Origin of the sequence: Nocardia sp. NPDC050710 (assembly GCF_040654375.1) — a bacterium.
Lineage (GTDB): Bacteria > Actinomycetota > Actinomycetes > Mycobacteriales > Mycobacteriaceae > Nocardia.
In genome coordinates, this window is record NZ_JBFAHV010000006.1 from 267,370 (window position 1) to 282,659 (window position 15,290).

Annotated in this window: 12 protein-coding genes; 7 read left to right on the plus strand and 5 right to left on the minus strand. The window is 72.3% G+C overall.

What is annotated here, in order from left to right; genetic code table 11:
• Positions 1 to 8 precede the first annotated feature (8 nt).
• Genes AB0H61_RS14865 through AB0H61_RS14880 form a run of 4 tightly spaced genes read right to left on the minus strand, consistent with a single transcriptional unit; the run spans position 9 to position 4,300 of the window.
• Positions 9 to 1,010: an alpha/beta fold hydrolase gene (locus tag AB0H61_RS14865; protein ID WP_357303813.1), complete on the minus strand. Its 1,002-nt coding sequence runs from the start codon at positions 1,008 to 1,010 to the stop codon at positions 9 to 11.
• Positions 1,007 to 2,131: a glycosyltransferase family 2 protein gene (locus AB0H61_RS14870; protein WP_357303816.1), complete on the minus strand. Its 1,125-nt coding sequence runs from the start codon at positions 2,129 to 2,131 to the stop codon at positions 1,007 to 1,009. Before AB0H61_RS14870 ends, AB0H61_RS14865 begins: the two co-directional genes overlap by 4 nt.
• Positions 2,112 to 2,996, minus strand: a complete 885-nt coding sequence (locus tag AB0H61_RS14875) for a glycosyltransferase family A protein (protein ID WP_357303819.1) — start codon at positions 2,994 to 2,996, stop codon at positions 2,112 to 2,114. The genes AB0H61_RS14870 and AB0H61_RS14875 overlap by 20 nt, the downstream gene beginning before the upstream one ends.
• Positions 2,993 to 4,300 carry a hypothetical protein gene (locus tag AB0H61_RS14880; RefSeq protein WP_357303822.1) on the minus strand — a complete coding sequence of 436 codons (1,308 nt, stop codon included), beginning with the start codon at positions 4,298 to 4,300 and terminating at the stop codon, positions 2,993 to 2,995. The genes AB0H61_RS14875 and AB0H61_RS14880 overlap by 4 nt, the downstream gene beginning before the upstream one ends.
• Before the next feature lie 184 nt (positions 4,301 to 4,484).
• Here AB0H61_RS14880 and AB0H61_RS14885 point away from each other — a divergent pair, with 184 nt between their 5' ends.
• The 7 genes from AB0H61_RS14885 (at position 4,485) to AB0H61_RS14915 (ending at position 14,251) form a co-directional block, all read left to right on the plus strand.
• Positions 4,485 to 5,498 carry an alpha/beta fold hydrolase gene (locus AB0H61_RS14885; RefSeq protein WP_357303825.1) on the plus strand — a complete coding sequence of 338 codons (1,014 nt, stop codon included), beginning with the start codon at positions 4,485 to 4,487 and terminating at the stop codon, positions 5,496 to 5,498.
• A 168-nt stretch (positions 5,499 to 5,666) separates the two neighbouring features.
• Positions 5,667 to 6,554 (plus strand): TauD/TfdA family dioxygenase, encoded by an 888-nt coding sequence (locus tag AB0H61_RS14890; RefSeq protein ID WP_357303827.1) that lies wholly within the window; start codon positions 5,667 to 5,669, stop codon positions 6,552 to 6,554.
• Positions 6,551 to 7,120 (plus strand): FcoT family thioesterase, encoded by a 570-nt coding sequence (locus AB0H61_RS14895; protein WP_357303830.1) that lies wholly within the window; start codon positions 6,551 to 6,553, stop codon positions 7,118 to 7,120. Before AB0H61_RS14890 ends, AB0H61_RS14895 begins: the two co-directional genes overlap by 4 nt.
• Positions 7,117 to 8,637 (plus strand): AMP-binding protein, encoded by a 1,521-nt coding sequence (locus AB0H61_RS14900; RefSeq protein WP_357303833.1) that lies wholly within the window; start codon positions 7,117 to 7,119, stop codon positions 8,635 to 8,637. Before AB0H61_RS14895 ends, AB0H61_RS14900 begins: the two co-directional genes overlap by 4 nt.
• A 58-nt stretch (positions 8,638 to 8,695) precedes the next feature.
• Positions 8,696 to 9,850 carry a glycosyltransferase 87 family protein gene (locus AB0H61_RS14905; protein ID WP_357303836.1) on the plus strand — a complete coding sequence of 385 codons (1,155 nt, stop codon included), beginning with the start codon at positions 8,696 to 8,698 and terminating at the stop codon, positions 9,848 to 9,850.
• Complete coding sequence (locus AB0H61_RS14910) at positions 9,841 to 10,062, plus strand: phosphopantetheine-binding protein (protein ID WP_357303838.1); 222 nt, start codon at positions 9,841 to 9,843, stop codon at positions 10,060 to 10,062. Before AB0H61_RS14905 ends, AB0H61_RS14910 begins: the two co-directional genes overlap by 10 nt.
• Position 10,063: 1 nt before the next feature.
• The gene (locus AB0H61_RS14915; protein ID WP_357303841.1) at positions 10,064 to 14,251 is read left to right on the plus strand and encodes an AMP-binding protein; all 4,188 of its coding nucleotides are present in this window, start codon (positions 10,064 to 10,066) and stop codon (positions 14,249 to 14,251) included.
• Positions 14,252 to 14,566: 315 nt separating this feature from the next.
• Here the strand turns inward: AB0H61_RS14915 and AB0H61_RS14920 are convergent, their stop codons facing one another.
• On the minus strand, positions 14,567 to 15,274 hold the full coding sequence (locus AB0H61_RS14920; RefSeq protein ID WP_357303844.1) for a zf-HC2 domain-containing protein: 708 nt from the start codon (positions 15,272 to 15,274) through the stop codon (positions 14,567 to 14,569).
• Between the last annotated feature and the right edge of the window lie 16 nt (positions 15,275 to 15,290).

A 15,290-nucleotide genomic window follows, 5' to 3' on the forward strand; every position in this document is an offset into this window, starting at 1 on the left:
ACCCTGGGTCACGCCCGGCGGATCGCCTCGGAGATCCGCTGAGCCACCTCGGCCAGGACCGGGCCGTCACGAACCACGTCCATGTGGCCGCCCGGCACCCGCACCACACTCGCCCCGCCCACCAGCTGCGTCCAGCCCGGCAGCTGGTGGGCGGTCTGCTCGGTGGCCACCACCAGCGCCGGACCCGGGTGCGCGCGCAGCCGGGTCCGGTTCTGCACCCGCAGTCCGATCTCGTAGAACAGCTCCTGCTGCCTGCCGACCGGCCGGCGCACCAGCCCCGCGGTCGCCATCGCCGCGTACAGCCGGATCCGCTGACCCACCGACCGCGTCGCGCGCGCGACCTCGGTATCCGGCGCCAGCGCGGGCACATCCAGCCCCCGCGCGGTCGCGGCGGGCAGCGGCGCGTCCAGCAGCACCACCAGCGGTACCCGCGCACCCCGTCGGCGCAGCCGCTCGGCCACCTCGAGCGCGGCCACCCCGCCCATCGAATGTCCCAGCAGCACATAGGGACCGGTGGGGAACTCCGCCAGGATCGCTCGCGTGGCGTAGCGCACGAGCGACCGCATCCGGTAGTGCGCCGCGCCGCGCCGCTCCAGACCGCGCTGGCACACCGCGAACAGCCCCACCTCCGGCGGCAATCGCGCGGCCAGCGGGACGAACGACCACGCGCTGCCACCGGAACCGGGCAGGCAGAACACCCGGACCGCGGGCTGATCGTCCCGGTCGGCGCCGACCGGGGTCACCGTGGCGGCGCGGCGGGCGAACGTCGCGCGGCCGGCGTCGTCGAGCCGCGCACCGAGCGCCGCCGCGGTGGTCGCGGCGGCCAGGTCGGCGATGTCGAGGCGGACGCCGTAGCGATGGAACAGCAGGTCGCGCACCTCCACGATCGCCAGTGACGTGCCGCCCAGACCGGTGAAGGTGTCGTCGGGAGCGACGTCGGTGACGCCGAGAACCTCGCGCCAAGTCGCGCACACCGCCGCGGTGGCCGGATCGGAGCCGTCGAGCGTCATCGGAACCTCAATATCTGTGCGTAGCCGACAGGGCAGAACCGCAATGCCGCGGCGGTGAGCGCGAGCCGCCATCGGCCCGCCCGCGCCAGCAGCATCAGATCGGTGCGCCGGATGCGGGCCCGAGCGGCGGCGATCGCCCGCGCCCGGTCCGGTGCCTGGCCCGCGCGCATCGCGAGATGAGCCAGCGGAAGGACCGATTCGCGGAGCACGAACTCCGCCGCCACCGCCGGCGCCGGAGCAGCGTTCGCGGCGGTCATCCGGTCCAGCACCCGCTGTGGCATGGCGAGCAGCTCGAAGCTGGCCGGATCGAAGCGCAACGACGCCGATCCACCGTGCCTGCGGTAGTGGTAGGGCGCGTCGGGCACAAGGGCAACCGTGCGGGCGGCCAGTGCCAGGGCGACCATCGCGGCCAGGTCCTCGTAGCGTCGCACCTCGTCCCACGGGCGTGCGGGCAGTGCGGCCCGGCGGAACAGTTTGGTCGGGGCGTAGGCGCGGGCCCGGCCGGTGATCAGCAGGTGCGCGTACTCGGGTCCGGTGAGCATCGCGGCGGGGGGCGGCGCCTCGTCCACACCGATCACCTGCCCCGCCGCGCCGACCAGCGTGGTGCGGCAGACCGCGAAGTCGTGTGGGCCCAGGGCGGACAGCAGGATGCGCAGGGCATCCGGGGCGACGGTGTCGTCGGCATCGACGAACCACACCAGGGGCGCGGTCACCGCGGCCAACCCCCGGTTACGGGCCGCGCCCGGACCCCGGCGCTCGGGCTGGCGGATCAGCGTCGCCGCGAGACCGACGGCGGTCAGCGCGGCGACCGCGACAACGCCGCTGTCGTCGGTCGAACAATCGTCGACCACGATCACCCGCCGGGGCCGGGGCGTCAGGCACGCCAGGGACGCCACACAGTCGGCGATGTGGTCCACGGCGTCGAACACGGGGATGACGACATCGACCGCAGGGAACTGGTCCGCGCAGCCGCACGCGCCGTCGGCGGCGCACAGTTCGAGGCCGCCGGGAGCCGTGTCCTCGGTGACAGGCGCGGTGTCGCTGAACGGGACGGGGACGCCGCTGCCTTGGTCGGGCCGGTCGCCGGAAAGGCCGGGTAGGTCAGCGCCGGAGCCGGGCATCGGCGGCCTCCTTCCAGCGGCGGAGCGCGGCCGAGGTGACGAAGCGCGCGGTCTCGCGGCCGGGGGCGCGGCGCAGGGCGTGCCAGGCAGCTCTGGCCACGAACGCGGGGACCGGCGGGTCGGACGGGGCCAGCAGTGCGACGAGTTCGGCGCGGTCGAGTGGGGCACGGCTGACACTGCGGGCGTAGTCGGCGGCGATGGCGCAGTAGGAGTCGACCAGTTCGGCCCAGCGCACCTGAGTGGCCTGGGTGTTGTGGACGCGGTAGTCCAGGCCGTGGATCGGCAGATTCGCGAACGCGCCGTGCGCGGCGAGCTCGCACCACAGGGCGTAGTCCTCGCCGAGGCCACCGGTCGCGGACCGGTATCGCACGCCGTGCGCGGTGAGCGCCTCGGCCCGCAACAGCACGCTCGAATGCGCGAAACAGCTGCTCAGCAACAATCGCTGGCGGCAGGCGCGGTCGCTGCGCGGCATCCGCACCCGGCCGCGCGCGGCACCGATCAGACGGTAGTCGGTGCCCACGGCGACCACCCGCGGCCTGCGGTGCAGGAACGCCACCTGAGCGGCGAGCCGGCCCGGCCGCATGACGTCATCGGCGTCCAAGCGGGCGACGAAGCGGCCGCGGGCGCGGTCGAGACCGTGATTGGCCGCCGCCACCACCCCGGCGTGGGGCAGGCGCACCACTTCGACGCGCGGATCGGTGTATCCCGTGGCGATACGAGCCGTGCGGTCGGTGGAACCGTCATCGATCACCAGCAATTCGAGATCGCGGAAGTCTTGTGCCAGTACCGAATCGATCGCCTCGGCGAGATAGGGCTCGGCGTTGTAGGCCGGGATGAGGACCGTCACCTCGGGACACGCGGTCACCGGGCCGGCACCTGGGTCCCTGGCGCCGGGCATCGGCCGATCCCGGCCAGCATCCGCCGCAATGGCACCGCCACCGCGGCGATCATGGCGAACTCCATCACCAGATAGGCCACGCCGACCCCGGCCAGGCCGAGCCGGTGCAGCAGCACCCAGGTCAGGCCGATCACCCCGAGCGCCATGCCGATCTGCACGCACAGCGCGTAACCGAGCCTGCGGCTGATCCGGACCAGCCCACCGAACAGGTAGCCGGGTACCGACAGCACCTGCGTCACCGCCATCGCCAGTAGCAGCGGCCGGGCGTTGTCGGCGTATCCGGCGCCGAGCAGCTCCAGCGCGATCGGCGCGACCACCCCGAGTGCCACGGCCGCGGCCACCGCCACGCCGACGAGCAGCCGGGTCTGCCTGCGGATCAGGGCGGGCAGCTCCGCCGGATCGGCGGCCGCGGCACGCGCGACGAACGGCCCGCTGATCACCGACAGCACCAGCGTCACCCCGGCCACGAGCGTCCACGCGACACCGAAGTAGGCCGCGTCGGCGACGCCGAGCGCGTGCACCACCAGCAGCGGAACAGTCACCGGCAGTAGCGAATTCACCAGCACGATGCCGTAGAGCGAGGCGCCCTCCCTGACCAGCGCGGCCGTCGGCGGCAGCTGCACGGCCCCGGCGAACAACCGGTCCAGTCCACCACCGCCGGTGACGATCAGACCACCCACCACGGCGACGGCGAGGGCCGCGGGGACGGTCCAGGCCAGCAGCACGGAGCTGGCATGCGTGACCGACAGCGCGAGCACGATCAGCAGGATCAGCTTGCCGACCGCGTGCGCGATGTTCTTCAGCGCCGTCCACCGGCTCCGCAGCAGGCCGATCAGGATCGAATCCTGCAGCGCGAACGCCCCGACGACCACCGCGGTCACCACGAACATCACCGCTGTGCGCGGGTCGGTGAACAAGTCGCGGGGTGCCGCCACCAGATACCCACCCGCCAGCACCGCCGCCAGCACGGCCACCACCAGGTGGGTGCGCAGGATCAGGGTGCGCCCGGCGGCGCCCGCGGTGGACAGCAACCGCTCGAAGAACGGTCCCATGCTCAGGTTCGACAGGGCGCCGATCGTCGTGGCGGCCATGATCGCGGTCGATGACCGCCCGACAACCTCGACCGGGAGCAACCGCGCGGCCACCGCCCAGAACACTAGGCCGAGCCCGCCGTTGAGGACCGCGGCCAGCATCAGCGCGCCGGAGTCGGCGACCAGTCGGTGGTCGGGGCCGGGCGCGCCGGTGTTGTCGTCGGAAGGGTTGTCGCCCACCAGGAATCGCTCTCGAGCCGTGCGGTGCGTACCGCGAAGGAGGAAAGGCTCGGGGATCGACAGAACGGCCGAACGGGCCGGGGCGCAGCGGCAGGCTACCACGGATCGGTCGTGCCGTCGATAAGCGTCGGGCGGGAACTCGTGATCGCGCGCCGCCGACTGTTGAAGGTGGAGGTGATCGGTGATGAGGAGAAGTCCGCGCGCGCGGGGCCATACGGCGGTCCGTGCCGAACTAGCCGGGTTGTGGTCGCGGGTGCTTGGCGCCGAGCCGGGACCGCGGGACACGTTCACCGCCCTCGGCGGGAGCTCGCTGGCCGTGGAGGAGACGATCGTCGCCTCCCGCACCGTGCTCGTGCAGCCCTTGACCGTGGCGGATTTCGCCGACGACCCGACCCTGGACGAACAGGCCGACCGCGTGCTGCGGCGGCACCGCCGCGAATTCGGGTCCGGTGACACCTCGTGCCAGCAACTGCGGCCCGGCGCTCCGGCGGTGTACTGCTTCGCGGGGGCCGGTGCCTCGGCGGCCTGGTACCTGCCGCTGGTCGCGGCTTTGACCGGGCCCGGCACCGCCGACCTCGCCGTCTACGGGGTCCAGGCGCACGGCCTGCACTCCCGCGCCCGCGTGTCGTGGACCGTGCGCGGCGCCGCCCGCCGCTACCGGCGGCAGCTCACGGCGAGTGGTGGATCGGGACCGTATTTGCTGGTCGGCCACTCGTTCGGTGGCATCGTCGCGCTCGAGACGGCCCGGCTGCTGCACGCCGATGGGTGCCGGGTCGAGCGGGTCGTGCTGCTCGACACCGTCGTCGACGCCGATGCCGCGCTGCACCGCTGGACCGAAGGCCAGGAAGGCTTCGCCGAGACCACCCCGGACCGCCTGCCGCGGCCCGTGCGCCTGGCCGCGGACCTGGCCCGCGCGCTGGGCGCCGGGCTGGTGCGCTACCACCCGGCCCAGCAGAAACAGGTGTTCTGGGCGCTGGGAATGCGCGCCCAACGCGGGCACCGAATCCGCGTACCCGCCGGTGTGCCGGTGACCGTGCTGCTCACCGCCGACGCACCCGGGCAGGAACCGCGGTGGCAGGAACTCGGCGTGGCGCCGGAGCACATCCACAGCGTGCCCGGTGGACACCTGTCGATGATCACCGAACCCGCGGTCCTGACCGCGATCGAGACCGCGCTCGTCGCCGCACCCACACAGTGACGTGCGCGACACTCTCCGGCGCGGGGTCCGGGAACCGGATCGCCACCGCGCCCGACTATCTCAGTCGACAGCTACGGCTCACAGCGGGCCCGGCAGGTCGCTCGAACGAATTCCGCGGTTCCCCGGGGCGCACAACCGGGAACCGCACCGCGTGACAGAGGTTCAGACATGAAGATCGGCACCCGAACCGGGGACCGCCGGGGTGTCGAAGTCCACGACTTCGACCCCGCCACAGCGAGTTCCGACGATCTCGCCGCGCTCCGGCGGCACATCTACCACGACAAGATCGTCGTCCTGAAGCAGCAGGCACTCGATGTGCCCGCCTTCGTGGCGCTGGGTGCGCAGTTCGGCAAGCCGGTCGCCTATTACGAGCCGATGTACCACCACCCCGACAGCGAATTCGTCTTCGTCTCTTCGAATCTCGATCGCGAAACCGGCCGGGTCGGTGTCCCCAAGACCGGCGCGTTCTGGCACTCGGACTACCAGTTCATGCCCGAACCCTTCGCCGTCACCTGCTTCTACCCGCAGCGGCTGCCCAGCGTCGGCCGCGGCACCTACTTCATCGACATGGCCCAGGCATACCAGCGCCTCGACCCGCGGCTGCGCACGTCGATCGAGGGCACCTTCGCCCGGCACAGCTCCCGCCGCTACGTCAAGATCCGGCCGACCGACGTGTTCCGGCCGCTCGGGGAGGTCATCGCGGAGGTCGAGCGCAAGACGCCGCCGCAGCGGTGGCCAACCGTCCTGGTCCATCCGGTCACCGGCGAGAAGGTGCTCTACATCTGTGAGGCGTTCACCTACGCCCTCGAGGACGCGGCGGGCGACGCGCTGCCGGCCACGCTGCTGACCGACCTGCTCGCCGCGTCCGGCCAGCTCGACGCGGAGTTCGCCCACGACAACATCTTCGTCCAGTCCTACGAGCCCGGCGATCTCGTGCTCTGGGACAACCGCACGCTCATCCACCGAGCGCTGCACAACCCCGGCAACGAGGCGACCGAATCGTTCCGTGTCACCGTGCTCGACGAGCACCCCCTGACCAAGGAGGACGCAGCATGACCACCGGACATTCGATCGAGGACTCCGCGATCCTCGACGCCACCGCCGACGACATCGCCCTGCTCGCCCGGACGATGCGGCCCTATGTCCGCAAGGGCACTGTCTATCTGAAGCAGGCGCGGGCCACTCGGCGCGGTGACACGGTCGTCGGCGTCGGGGAGTTCGGTATCGCCGAGCCCTGCTACATCGACGACACCGGCCACTTCAACGCCGTCGAGTTCAACATTTCGTTCAATCAGATCTTCTACTACACCCTCGCCGCGGCGATCCGGGACCGGTTGATCCCGGAACTGGCGAACTGGACCCTCGACGACTACTGGGAGCGCCAGCTCCCGGCGATCCTGATCACTCGATTCGACAGCCGCTACCGCAGGCCCATCGGCTCGCGGGCGTACACCGCGGAGCTCACCATCGGCCGGGTGGAGTTCCGCAACCGGACCCGTCCGCTGTTCGCGGTGCAGTCGCACATCGAGTTCACCGACGCCGCAGCAGGCTGCGCGTCCGGCGACATCGAGGTCGTGCTGCTCGACCCCCCTGGCTTTCCCGAGGCGGGCCGGGCGCAGTGACCGGCTCTCCCACCCTCGTCGCGGCGCTGGCCGGTCACGCCGCGCGCACTCCGGACCGGGCGGCGCTGATCGACCGCGCGGACACGGTGACCTACGCGCAGCTGCTCGACCGCTCGGCCGCCGTCGCGGCGGCGCTGCGTGCGGCGGGCGCCGGTCCCGGTGACCGGGTGCTGCACCTCGCGAAGGACACCACCGCCGTCTACGAACTGCTCTACGGCTGCGCCCGGATCGGCGCGGTGCTCGTACCGGTCAACTGGCGGCTGGCGGCAGACGAAGTGGACTACATCGTCGAGCACAGCGGCGCCCGGATCGTGATCACCGACGACCCCGGCCGCGACTTCGGGAACCGGCTCGTCGTCCCGGTCGACGGGTTCGGCGACTGGCGTGACCGCGGCGCCGCGCGAATGCCCGATGGCGGCGCCACCGCCGACACCCCGGTCGTGCAGATGTACACCAGCGGCACCACCGGTCGGCCCAAAGGCGTGGTCCTGGCACATCGCACCTTCTTCGCCGTGCGCGGCCTGCTGGATGCCGCCGGACTGGACTGGATCGACTGGTACGACGACGACATCAGTCTCGTGGCGCTGCCCGCGTTCCACATCGGCGGCCTGTGGTGGGCCGCCCAGGGCCTGGGAGCCGGGGTCACCAATGTCGTGCTGCCGGTGTTCACGGCGCCGGACGCGGTGGCCGCGATTCGTAGTCACCGCGTGACGACCAGCTGTTTCGTACCCGCCATGCTCTTGCTGATGCTGTCCGAGCCCGGGGTACGGTCCGCCGACTTCGCTTCACTGCGCAAGATCGTCTACGGCGGGTCACCCATCGGGCCGGACCTGCTGTCCCGCTCGGTGGCGACCTTCGGCTGCGATTTCGCCCAGATCTACGGCCTCACCGAGACCGGCAACACCGCGATCTGCCTGCCGCCCGCCGAACATCGGCCCGGGCAGCAGCGCCTGCACGCGGCCGGTCGCCCCTACCCCGGGGTGCAGGTGCAGATCCGCGACGAGCACGGCGCCGAGCTGCCCGCGGGTGCGTCCGGCGAGGTGTTCCTGCACAGCCCGGCCCGCATGCTCGAGTACGCCGGTGATCCCGACGCCACCGACGCCACCCTCGACGCCGACGGCTGGGTGCGCACCGGTGACGCCGGATACCTCGACCCCGACGGCTTCCTGGTAATCCGCGACCGGGTCAAGGACCTGATCATCGTCGCGGGGGAGAACGTGTACCCGGCCGAGGTGGAGAAGGCGATCAACGCCCACCCCGATGTCCACGACAGTGCCGTGGTCGGGGCGCCCGACGAGCGTTGGGGCGAGCGGGTGCATGCCTTCGTGGTGGCCCGCCCCGGCACCGAACTCGGCACGCGTGACCTGGCCCGGTTCCTGACCGGGCGGCTGGCCGGATTCAAGGTGCCGTCCCGCTACGAGTTCGTCGACGCCATCCCCCGAAACCCGAGCGGCAAGATCCTGCGCCGCGAGTTGCGTCAGCGGTTCTGGACCGACCGTGACCGTCTCGTCAACTGAGCCGGGCCGCCTGCGGAGCGTGGCGCCGTGGGCGGTTCTTGCGACGTCGACGGCGGCCATGGCGGTGTTCCTGAGGATCACTGCGGCCGAGTACTACCTGGGTGACCTGCGCGTTTTCGTGTCCGCGCCGGGCTGGCTCGCCGAGGGCGCCCTGTATGACGCGATGAGCCGCACCGGTGACGGATCGGTGGAACTGCCGTTCCTGTATCCCCCGTGGGTGGCGGTGGCATTCGCGCCGTTGAGCCGGGTGCCGTTCCCGTTGCTCGCGGTCGGGTGGACGGTGCTCGGCATGGTCGCGCTGGTGGGCAGTGTGTTGTTGTCGCTGAGCTTGGTCACCGGCTTGCGAACGCTGCGCGATCCGGCGCTATTGCGCTCGGCGGCATGGTGGAGCGCGGGTCTGCTGTGGATAGCGCCGGTGCGCCACTGCCTCTACGAAGGCCAGTTGGCCCTGTTGTTGCTGTTAGCGGTGCTGGTCGGGGTGTGGTCGGCGCGGCCTGCCGTTGGCTCCGCGATCGGCCTGGCGGCTGCGGCGAAGATCGTGCCCGCGGCGGCTCTGCCGGGGCTGCTGCTCACCGGACGCCGCCGCGCCCCCGCCTGGGCGGCGACCGGTGCCGTGGTGCCGATCCTGCTGGGCTGGATCGCCTACCCGCACGCGTCCCGCACCTACCTGCTGGACGGATCGGTGCTCGCCGCCGTCGAACGGGTCGGCGGGGTGGCTACCGTGGCCAACCAGTCCCTGCGTGCGGCGATGAGCCGGTTCACCGGCTCCGATATCGGCTGGCAGTGGCCGTGGTGGGCGGCGGCCGCGCTGCTGACCGTGCTCGCGGTGGCGGCGCTGATCCATCGCCGCGACGACCGTGCCGTACTGCTGTGGGTTCCGACCGTGTTGGCGGCCGCGCTGTTCCCGCTGGGGTGGACCCACCAGTGGGTGTGGCTGATCCCGATGCTGGTGTGGCTGCGGCGCGGCCCGGTCCGGGACGAACGCTGGGCTCGGCTGCTGTCGGGAGTGTGGCTGTTCGGGCTGGCCGCGCCCGTCGTGGAGTTGCTGCTGTTCGTCCAGCAGTCGAACTACATCTATGCCCGGCCCCTGTGGCAGGCGGTCTGCGGCGCCGCCTATGTTCTCGGCGCCGCCGTCACCTGGGCGGCGGCCGCTGTCGCCGGTGCGCCCGTGCGCGCCGGAGCCGCTGACAAGGAGACTGTGCCGTGCCCCTGACCCGAGACCGGATCGTGCGCGACCTCGTCGAGGTGCTGTTCGTCGACCCCGACGAGCTGGACGAGGACGTCGATCTGACCGACCTGGGCCTGGATTCGCTGCGCCTGAACACCCTGCTCGACCGCTGGCGCGCGGCCGGCGCCCGGATCGGGTTCGCGGACTTGGCCGAACGGCCGGTCCTCGGGGTGTGGTTCGAAAGGCTCGTGCCCTGAGATGCCCACCGACCTACCCCTGACCGCCGCCCAGCACGGCATCGCCGTCGCTCAGAAACTGTGGCCCCGCGACGGTCTGTTCATCCTCGCCGAGTCGGTCACCCTGACCGGCGCGATCGATGCCCAGCGGTGGGCCGATGCGGTGCGCGCGATGATCACCGACACCGAAGCCCAGCGAATCCGGTTGCACGACAACGGAACAGAACTCGTCCAGCGGATCTGTCCAGCGGATCTGGTGCCGGTGATCGTGACCGACTTGACCGCCGAGCCCGATCCGGCCGAGGCCGCCGAGGCGATCATGCGCGCCGATCAGGATGCCCCCTGCGACCCGTACGCGGGCGTCACCACGGCCCACCGGATACTCGCGCTGGCCCCGGACCGGGTGGTCTGGTACCACCGCGCGCACCATATCTCCCTCGACGGATACGGATTCGCCCAGTGCGCCCGCCGGGTAGCCGAGCACTACCGGGGGCTGACCGAGGCAACCACACCACCACCGGCGCACAGCGGGCTGGCCGACGTGGTCGCCGAGGACCTCGCCTACCCCGAGTCGGGCGCACACGCCGAGGCCGCCGCCTACTGGCACCGGACCCTGTCGCCGCGCAGCGCGCCCACTCTCACCGGCACCCCGGCCACCCCCTCGGCCCGGACACTGCGTGCCCGCCGCGGCCTTACCCGCTGGGCGCCCCCGGCGGGTGTCCGCTACGGCGCCGCGGAATCGGTGCTGGCCGCCGTCGCGATCTATCTGGCTCGCCGCACCGGCGAAGCCGAGGTGGTGCTGGGGGTGCCGATGATGAACCGGCTCGGGTCGGTCGCCGCCTCGGTTCCCGCGATGGTCCTCAACGCGGTGGCGCTGCCCGTGCGAGTCGACCCGGCGGAGACCGTCGCCGAGCTGGCCGCCCGAATCGGGGCGACATTGCGCCGCTCCCGCAAGCACGCCCGCTACCGGCACGAGCGCCTGCGCGCCGACCTCGGCCTGCTCGGCGGCGGCCGCACCCTGCTCGGCCCGGTCGTCAACATCATGCCGTTCGACTACGACCTCGGCCTGCCCGGAATCGAGGTGCGCGCCGACAACCGGGGCGCGGGCCCGGTCGAAGACCTGTCGGTCAACCTGTACCTGCGCAACGGCACCGCCGAACTCGCCATCGACGCCAACCCGCGCAGTTACACCCGGGACGAACTCGCCGGGCACGCCGACGGCCTGACCCGCGCGGTGGAAACCGCCGCCGCCGAACCGGACCGCCGCATCGGCGACTTCGCCATGACCTACCGGCTGATTCAGCGACCCGAGTCCACCCCCGCGCCGCACCCTCTCGCACGCTGGTTCGCCCATGTCAGCGCCGATCCGGACGCACCAGCGCTGACCGGTGGTGGCCCATATGCTCGTTCGTCCCAGGAGCTCGGTGGGCAGCGCAGATCACACCCGGAGGCACCAGCAGCCGGTCCGATGCTGACCCGCGGTGAACTCCACACCCTCGCGGCCGAGCGCGCCGCGGATCTCCGAGCCGGCGGTGCCGGTCCCGGTGGTCTCGTGGCTGTGCTCCCGTCCGGGGGAGCGACCGACATCGTGACAGTGCTGGCGGCGCATCTGGCCGGTGCCGCGCACGCCGTGCTCGATCGGTCCCGTCCTGTGGGTGAAATCCGCTCGGTGCTCGATGATCTCGGCGCCGCGATCCTGATCCACGGTGCCGGTGACGAGGTCCTCGCCGCCGAACTCGGCGATGGTACGACCCTGATGCCGGTTCCCGATCGGATCGTCCCCATGCCGGTGCGTGCGCCGGGGCCCGTGCCACCCTCCGACGCCGGGTACGCGGTATTCACCTCGGGGACAACGGGCCGCCCGAAGGCGGTGCGGGTCGGCGGCGGCGCACTGGCCGCCTTCGTCGACGACGCGGTGATCCGCTACGGATGGACCACCGGCGACCGGGTGCTCCAGTACGGACCCCTGCATGCCGACACGAGCATCGAGGAGATCTTCGTGACCCTGGCGGCGGGCGCGTGCCTTGTCCTCGCCGAGGGCGCGCGCACGCCGTCGGAGCTGTGCGCCGTCGCCGACAACCAGTCGGTGACCGTGCTGGATCTGCCCACCGCCGTCTGGCACGAACTCGTGGGCGCGGTCGACGCGGGCGCGCTGGCACTGCCAGGTTCGGTCCGGCAGGTAATCCTCGGCGGCGAGGAAGCCTCCGCCGAATCGGTCACCCGGTGGCGGCGCGGCGGTGGCCCGGTCCTGCACAATAGCTACGGGCCGAGCGAGGCGGCGGTCGTGTGCGCGAGCATCGACCTGACCGGCGAGGATCTGACGGGCGTTTCCCTGGGCACTCTGTTTCCCCGGGCGGGCGCGGTCCTGGCGATCGACGGCCTCGCGCCCGCCGACGCCACTGTGCCTGCCGGTGTCTTGCACCTGTACGGCCCGATGCTGGCCGACGGCTATCTCCCGGCCGGGGCGAGCGCCGGATTCCGCGAGATCACCATCGGGACGGAGACCGTGCGCGCGTTCGTCACCGGCGATCGGATGCGGCTGCGCGCCGATGGAGTGCTCGAATTCGACGGCCGCGTCGACGGTGTCGTGAAGATCGGCGGCGCGCGGATCGCGGTGGGCACCATCGAGGACCTGCTACGCCGATGTCAAGGCGTCGGTGACGCGCTGGTGACCCGGCACGGCGAATACGCCCTGGCCGCGCTGGTCACCGTCACGGGGGAGCGGCCTGCGGCCTGGTTCGACGACCTGCGCACCGAGCTCGCCGGACAACTCCCTGCCGCATGGGTGCCCGCCCGGATCACCGCCGTCGACACCCTGCCGCGCACCCGCAACCTCAAGGCCGACCGCCGCGCGACCAGGAGCACCAGCACCGGGGATATCGGCGCCGGGGACATCGGCACGGAGACCGTACGCCGGATCTTGGCGGAGGTCCTGGGCCGGACCGATCTCGACCCGGCCGCCGACTTCTTCGCCGCGGGCGGCACCAGCATGCAGATCCTCGCCCTTGCCGGTCGTCTCACCGCCGCGACCGGGCGCCCGGTGACGGTCGACGACATCCTGTCCGCACCCACCGCCGAATCGCTCGCGGCCCGCCTGTCCCTCGCACCCGCCCGCCCCAGCCCCGGACCGGACCTCGCGGACGAGATCGCCGCCCTGCGTAGCGGACTCGCCGGAGCCCCCGTCCCGGTGTCACCGTCCCGGCGTGTCCTGCTCACCGGCGCCACCGGCTTCCTCGGTGCCTACCTGCTCACCGAGACCCTGCGCGTCACCGACCGTGACATCGTCGCGGTCGTGCGGGCAGACACCCTCGCCGCTGCCCGATCCAGGTTGCGCGTCGGCTGCGCGGCGATCGGGGCCGCGGCCGCATTCGACCGGGCCTGGGACACCGGACGGCTGCGTGTACTGCTCGGCGACTGCGCCACCGACGACCTCGCAGGCCGCCCGGAACTGGCCGGTGGGATCGGGCACATCCTGCACAGCGCCGCGCAGATCAGCGCGGTCCGCTCCTACGCGAGCCTGCGGGAGGTGAATGTTGTTGCGGCGCACGGGCTGTTGCGGCTGGCCCGCACCCACGGCGCGGCCATGATACTGGTCTCCACCGCCACCGCGGCAGGCCATGGCGGTGACCTGGCGGACCCGGCCACCTTGCCCACCGGCTATGCGCAGACCAAGAGCGTCGCCGAGCATCTGCTCGCCACCGCGACCCGCGAATTCGGTGTCCCCACCACGGTCGTCCGTCTGGGCCGGGTGCTGCCCACACCCGGCGACGAACGCGGCGCGGCCGCCGATTTCCTCCACGATCTCACCGCCGCGGTCGTGGCGGTGGGGTCGCTCCCGCGCACCACGCTCGCCGAGCCGATGACCCGAGCCGACCACCTCGCCGCCGTCATCGTCGGTGTCCTGGACGAGGAACCCACCGCCACACCCCGCGTTCTCGATCCGTTCGGCCCCGGACCCGTAGCCGTCGCCGATGTGCTCGCGGCAGCCACTCGCGGCGGCCTCACCACCGAGCCGATCGCCGGGTGGCGCGACCTGGTCGCCGCCGACGCCGGTCTCACCACCGCACAGCGCATCGCGGTGCTGCGCTGGTGTGACATCCAGCTGGCCGGCTTCGCCCGCGACTGGACTTCACACCGGTCGGTCCAGGTTCCCGGCGTCACTCCCGCCGAAGCCGCCCGCCTGCTCGGACTCGGCGCCGCCCCGGGTTGACCCGCCAGGCCCAGCGGACTCGGTGGCAAGGCGCGCCCGATCCGTCGTTCCGGCCGGGATCGTCCGGCCATCCGCCCGGCTGCGGGCACCAACAGCACCGTCGCCGGGAACCGCGGCCGGGTGGGGCTGTCTGCTGGGACTCGGCACGGCCTCGCCGACACGCTCGGCTCGGCGGATTCCGGCAGTCGGGTGCGCCAGGTCCGTCGTTGGAGATGCGGTCCATCGCCCGGAAGGACGAAAGCCGGACTTGGACTCACACCGGCAACAGTCGGCCTGCGTGCCATTCCTCGACGCGGCGAATTCGCCGCGGACCGCTCAGGCGGCGGACTCGCGCGCCGAAACAGCCGGGTCGACAGTCCCCGGCGATTCGTCGGACCCGGGGGCTTCGGTGCCGGCCACCGGCCCGCGCTGCCGTCCCCCGCCCCGTTCGTCCCACGCCATCCACGACAGCAACACCGCGCCGAGGACGACGAGGGAATGAGAGGCCAGCCGTGCCGGGGTGACCCGGTCGGCGACCCAGTCGGCGAGCACATAGCAGCCGAGCACCACCACGAAGACCCCGGCGACCGGTGCCAGCGCGGCGGCGGCCCGGGGCCGGAGCGTAGCGACGAGGAAGCCGACGCCCAGCGCCGCCGTCCACGCGGTGCTCTCGTTGAGCAGGTGTGCCGACATCGCCGCGGCGTGTTCACCGTGCGCGGCCGTCATACCGAAGTCGATACCCGCTGCCTGCGCCACCGCGACCGCAAGCTGCGCGACACCGGTCGCGGCCAGCAGCACCCGGTTCAGCCCTCGGGCCCGGCCGCGCTCGGGTGTGGCGCTCGCGGCGAGGATCTGCGTGGTCAGGTCGGGAATCGTCGGCGCCGCCTGCACCCGTGTCCGTCGGGCCAGCTCACCCGCCGCCGCGAACCACGACTGGCAGGAGGCGCACTGAGCGAGGTGCGCGTCGAGGTCGGCCGCCGGGACCGGTTCCTGCTCGCCGTCGAGCCGTGCCGACAGCGCTTCCCTGGCGAGCGCGCATTCCACGCCGGTGATTCTCGCA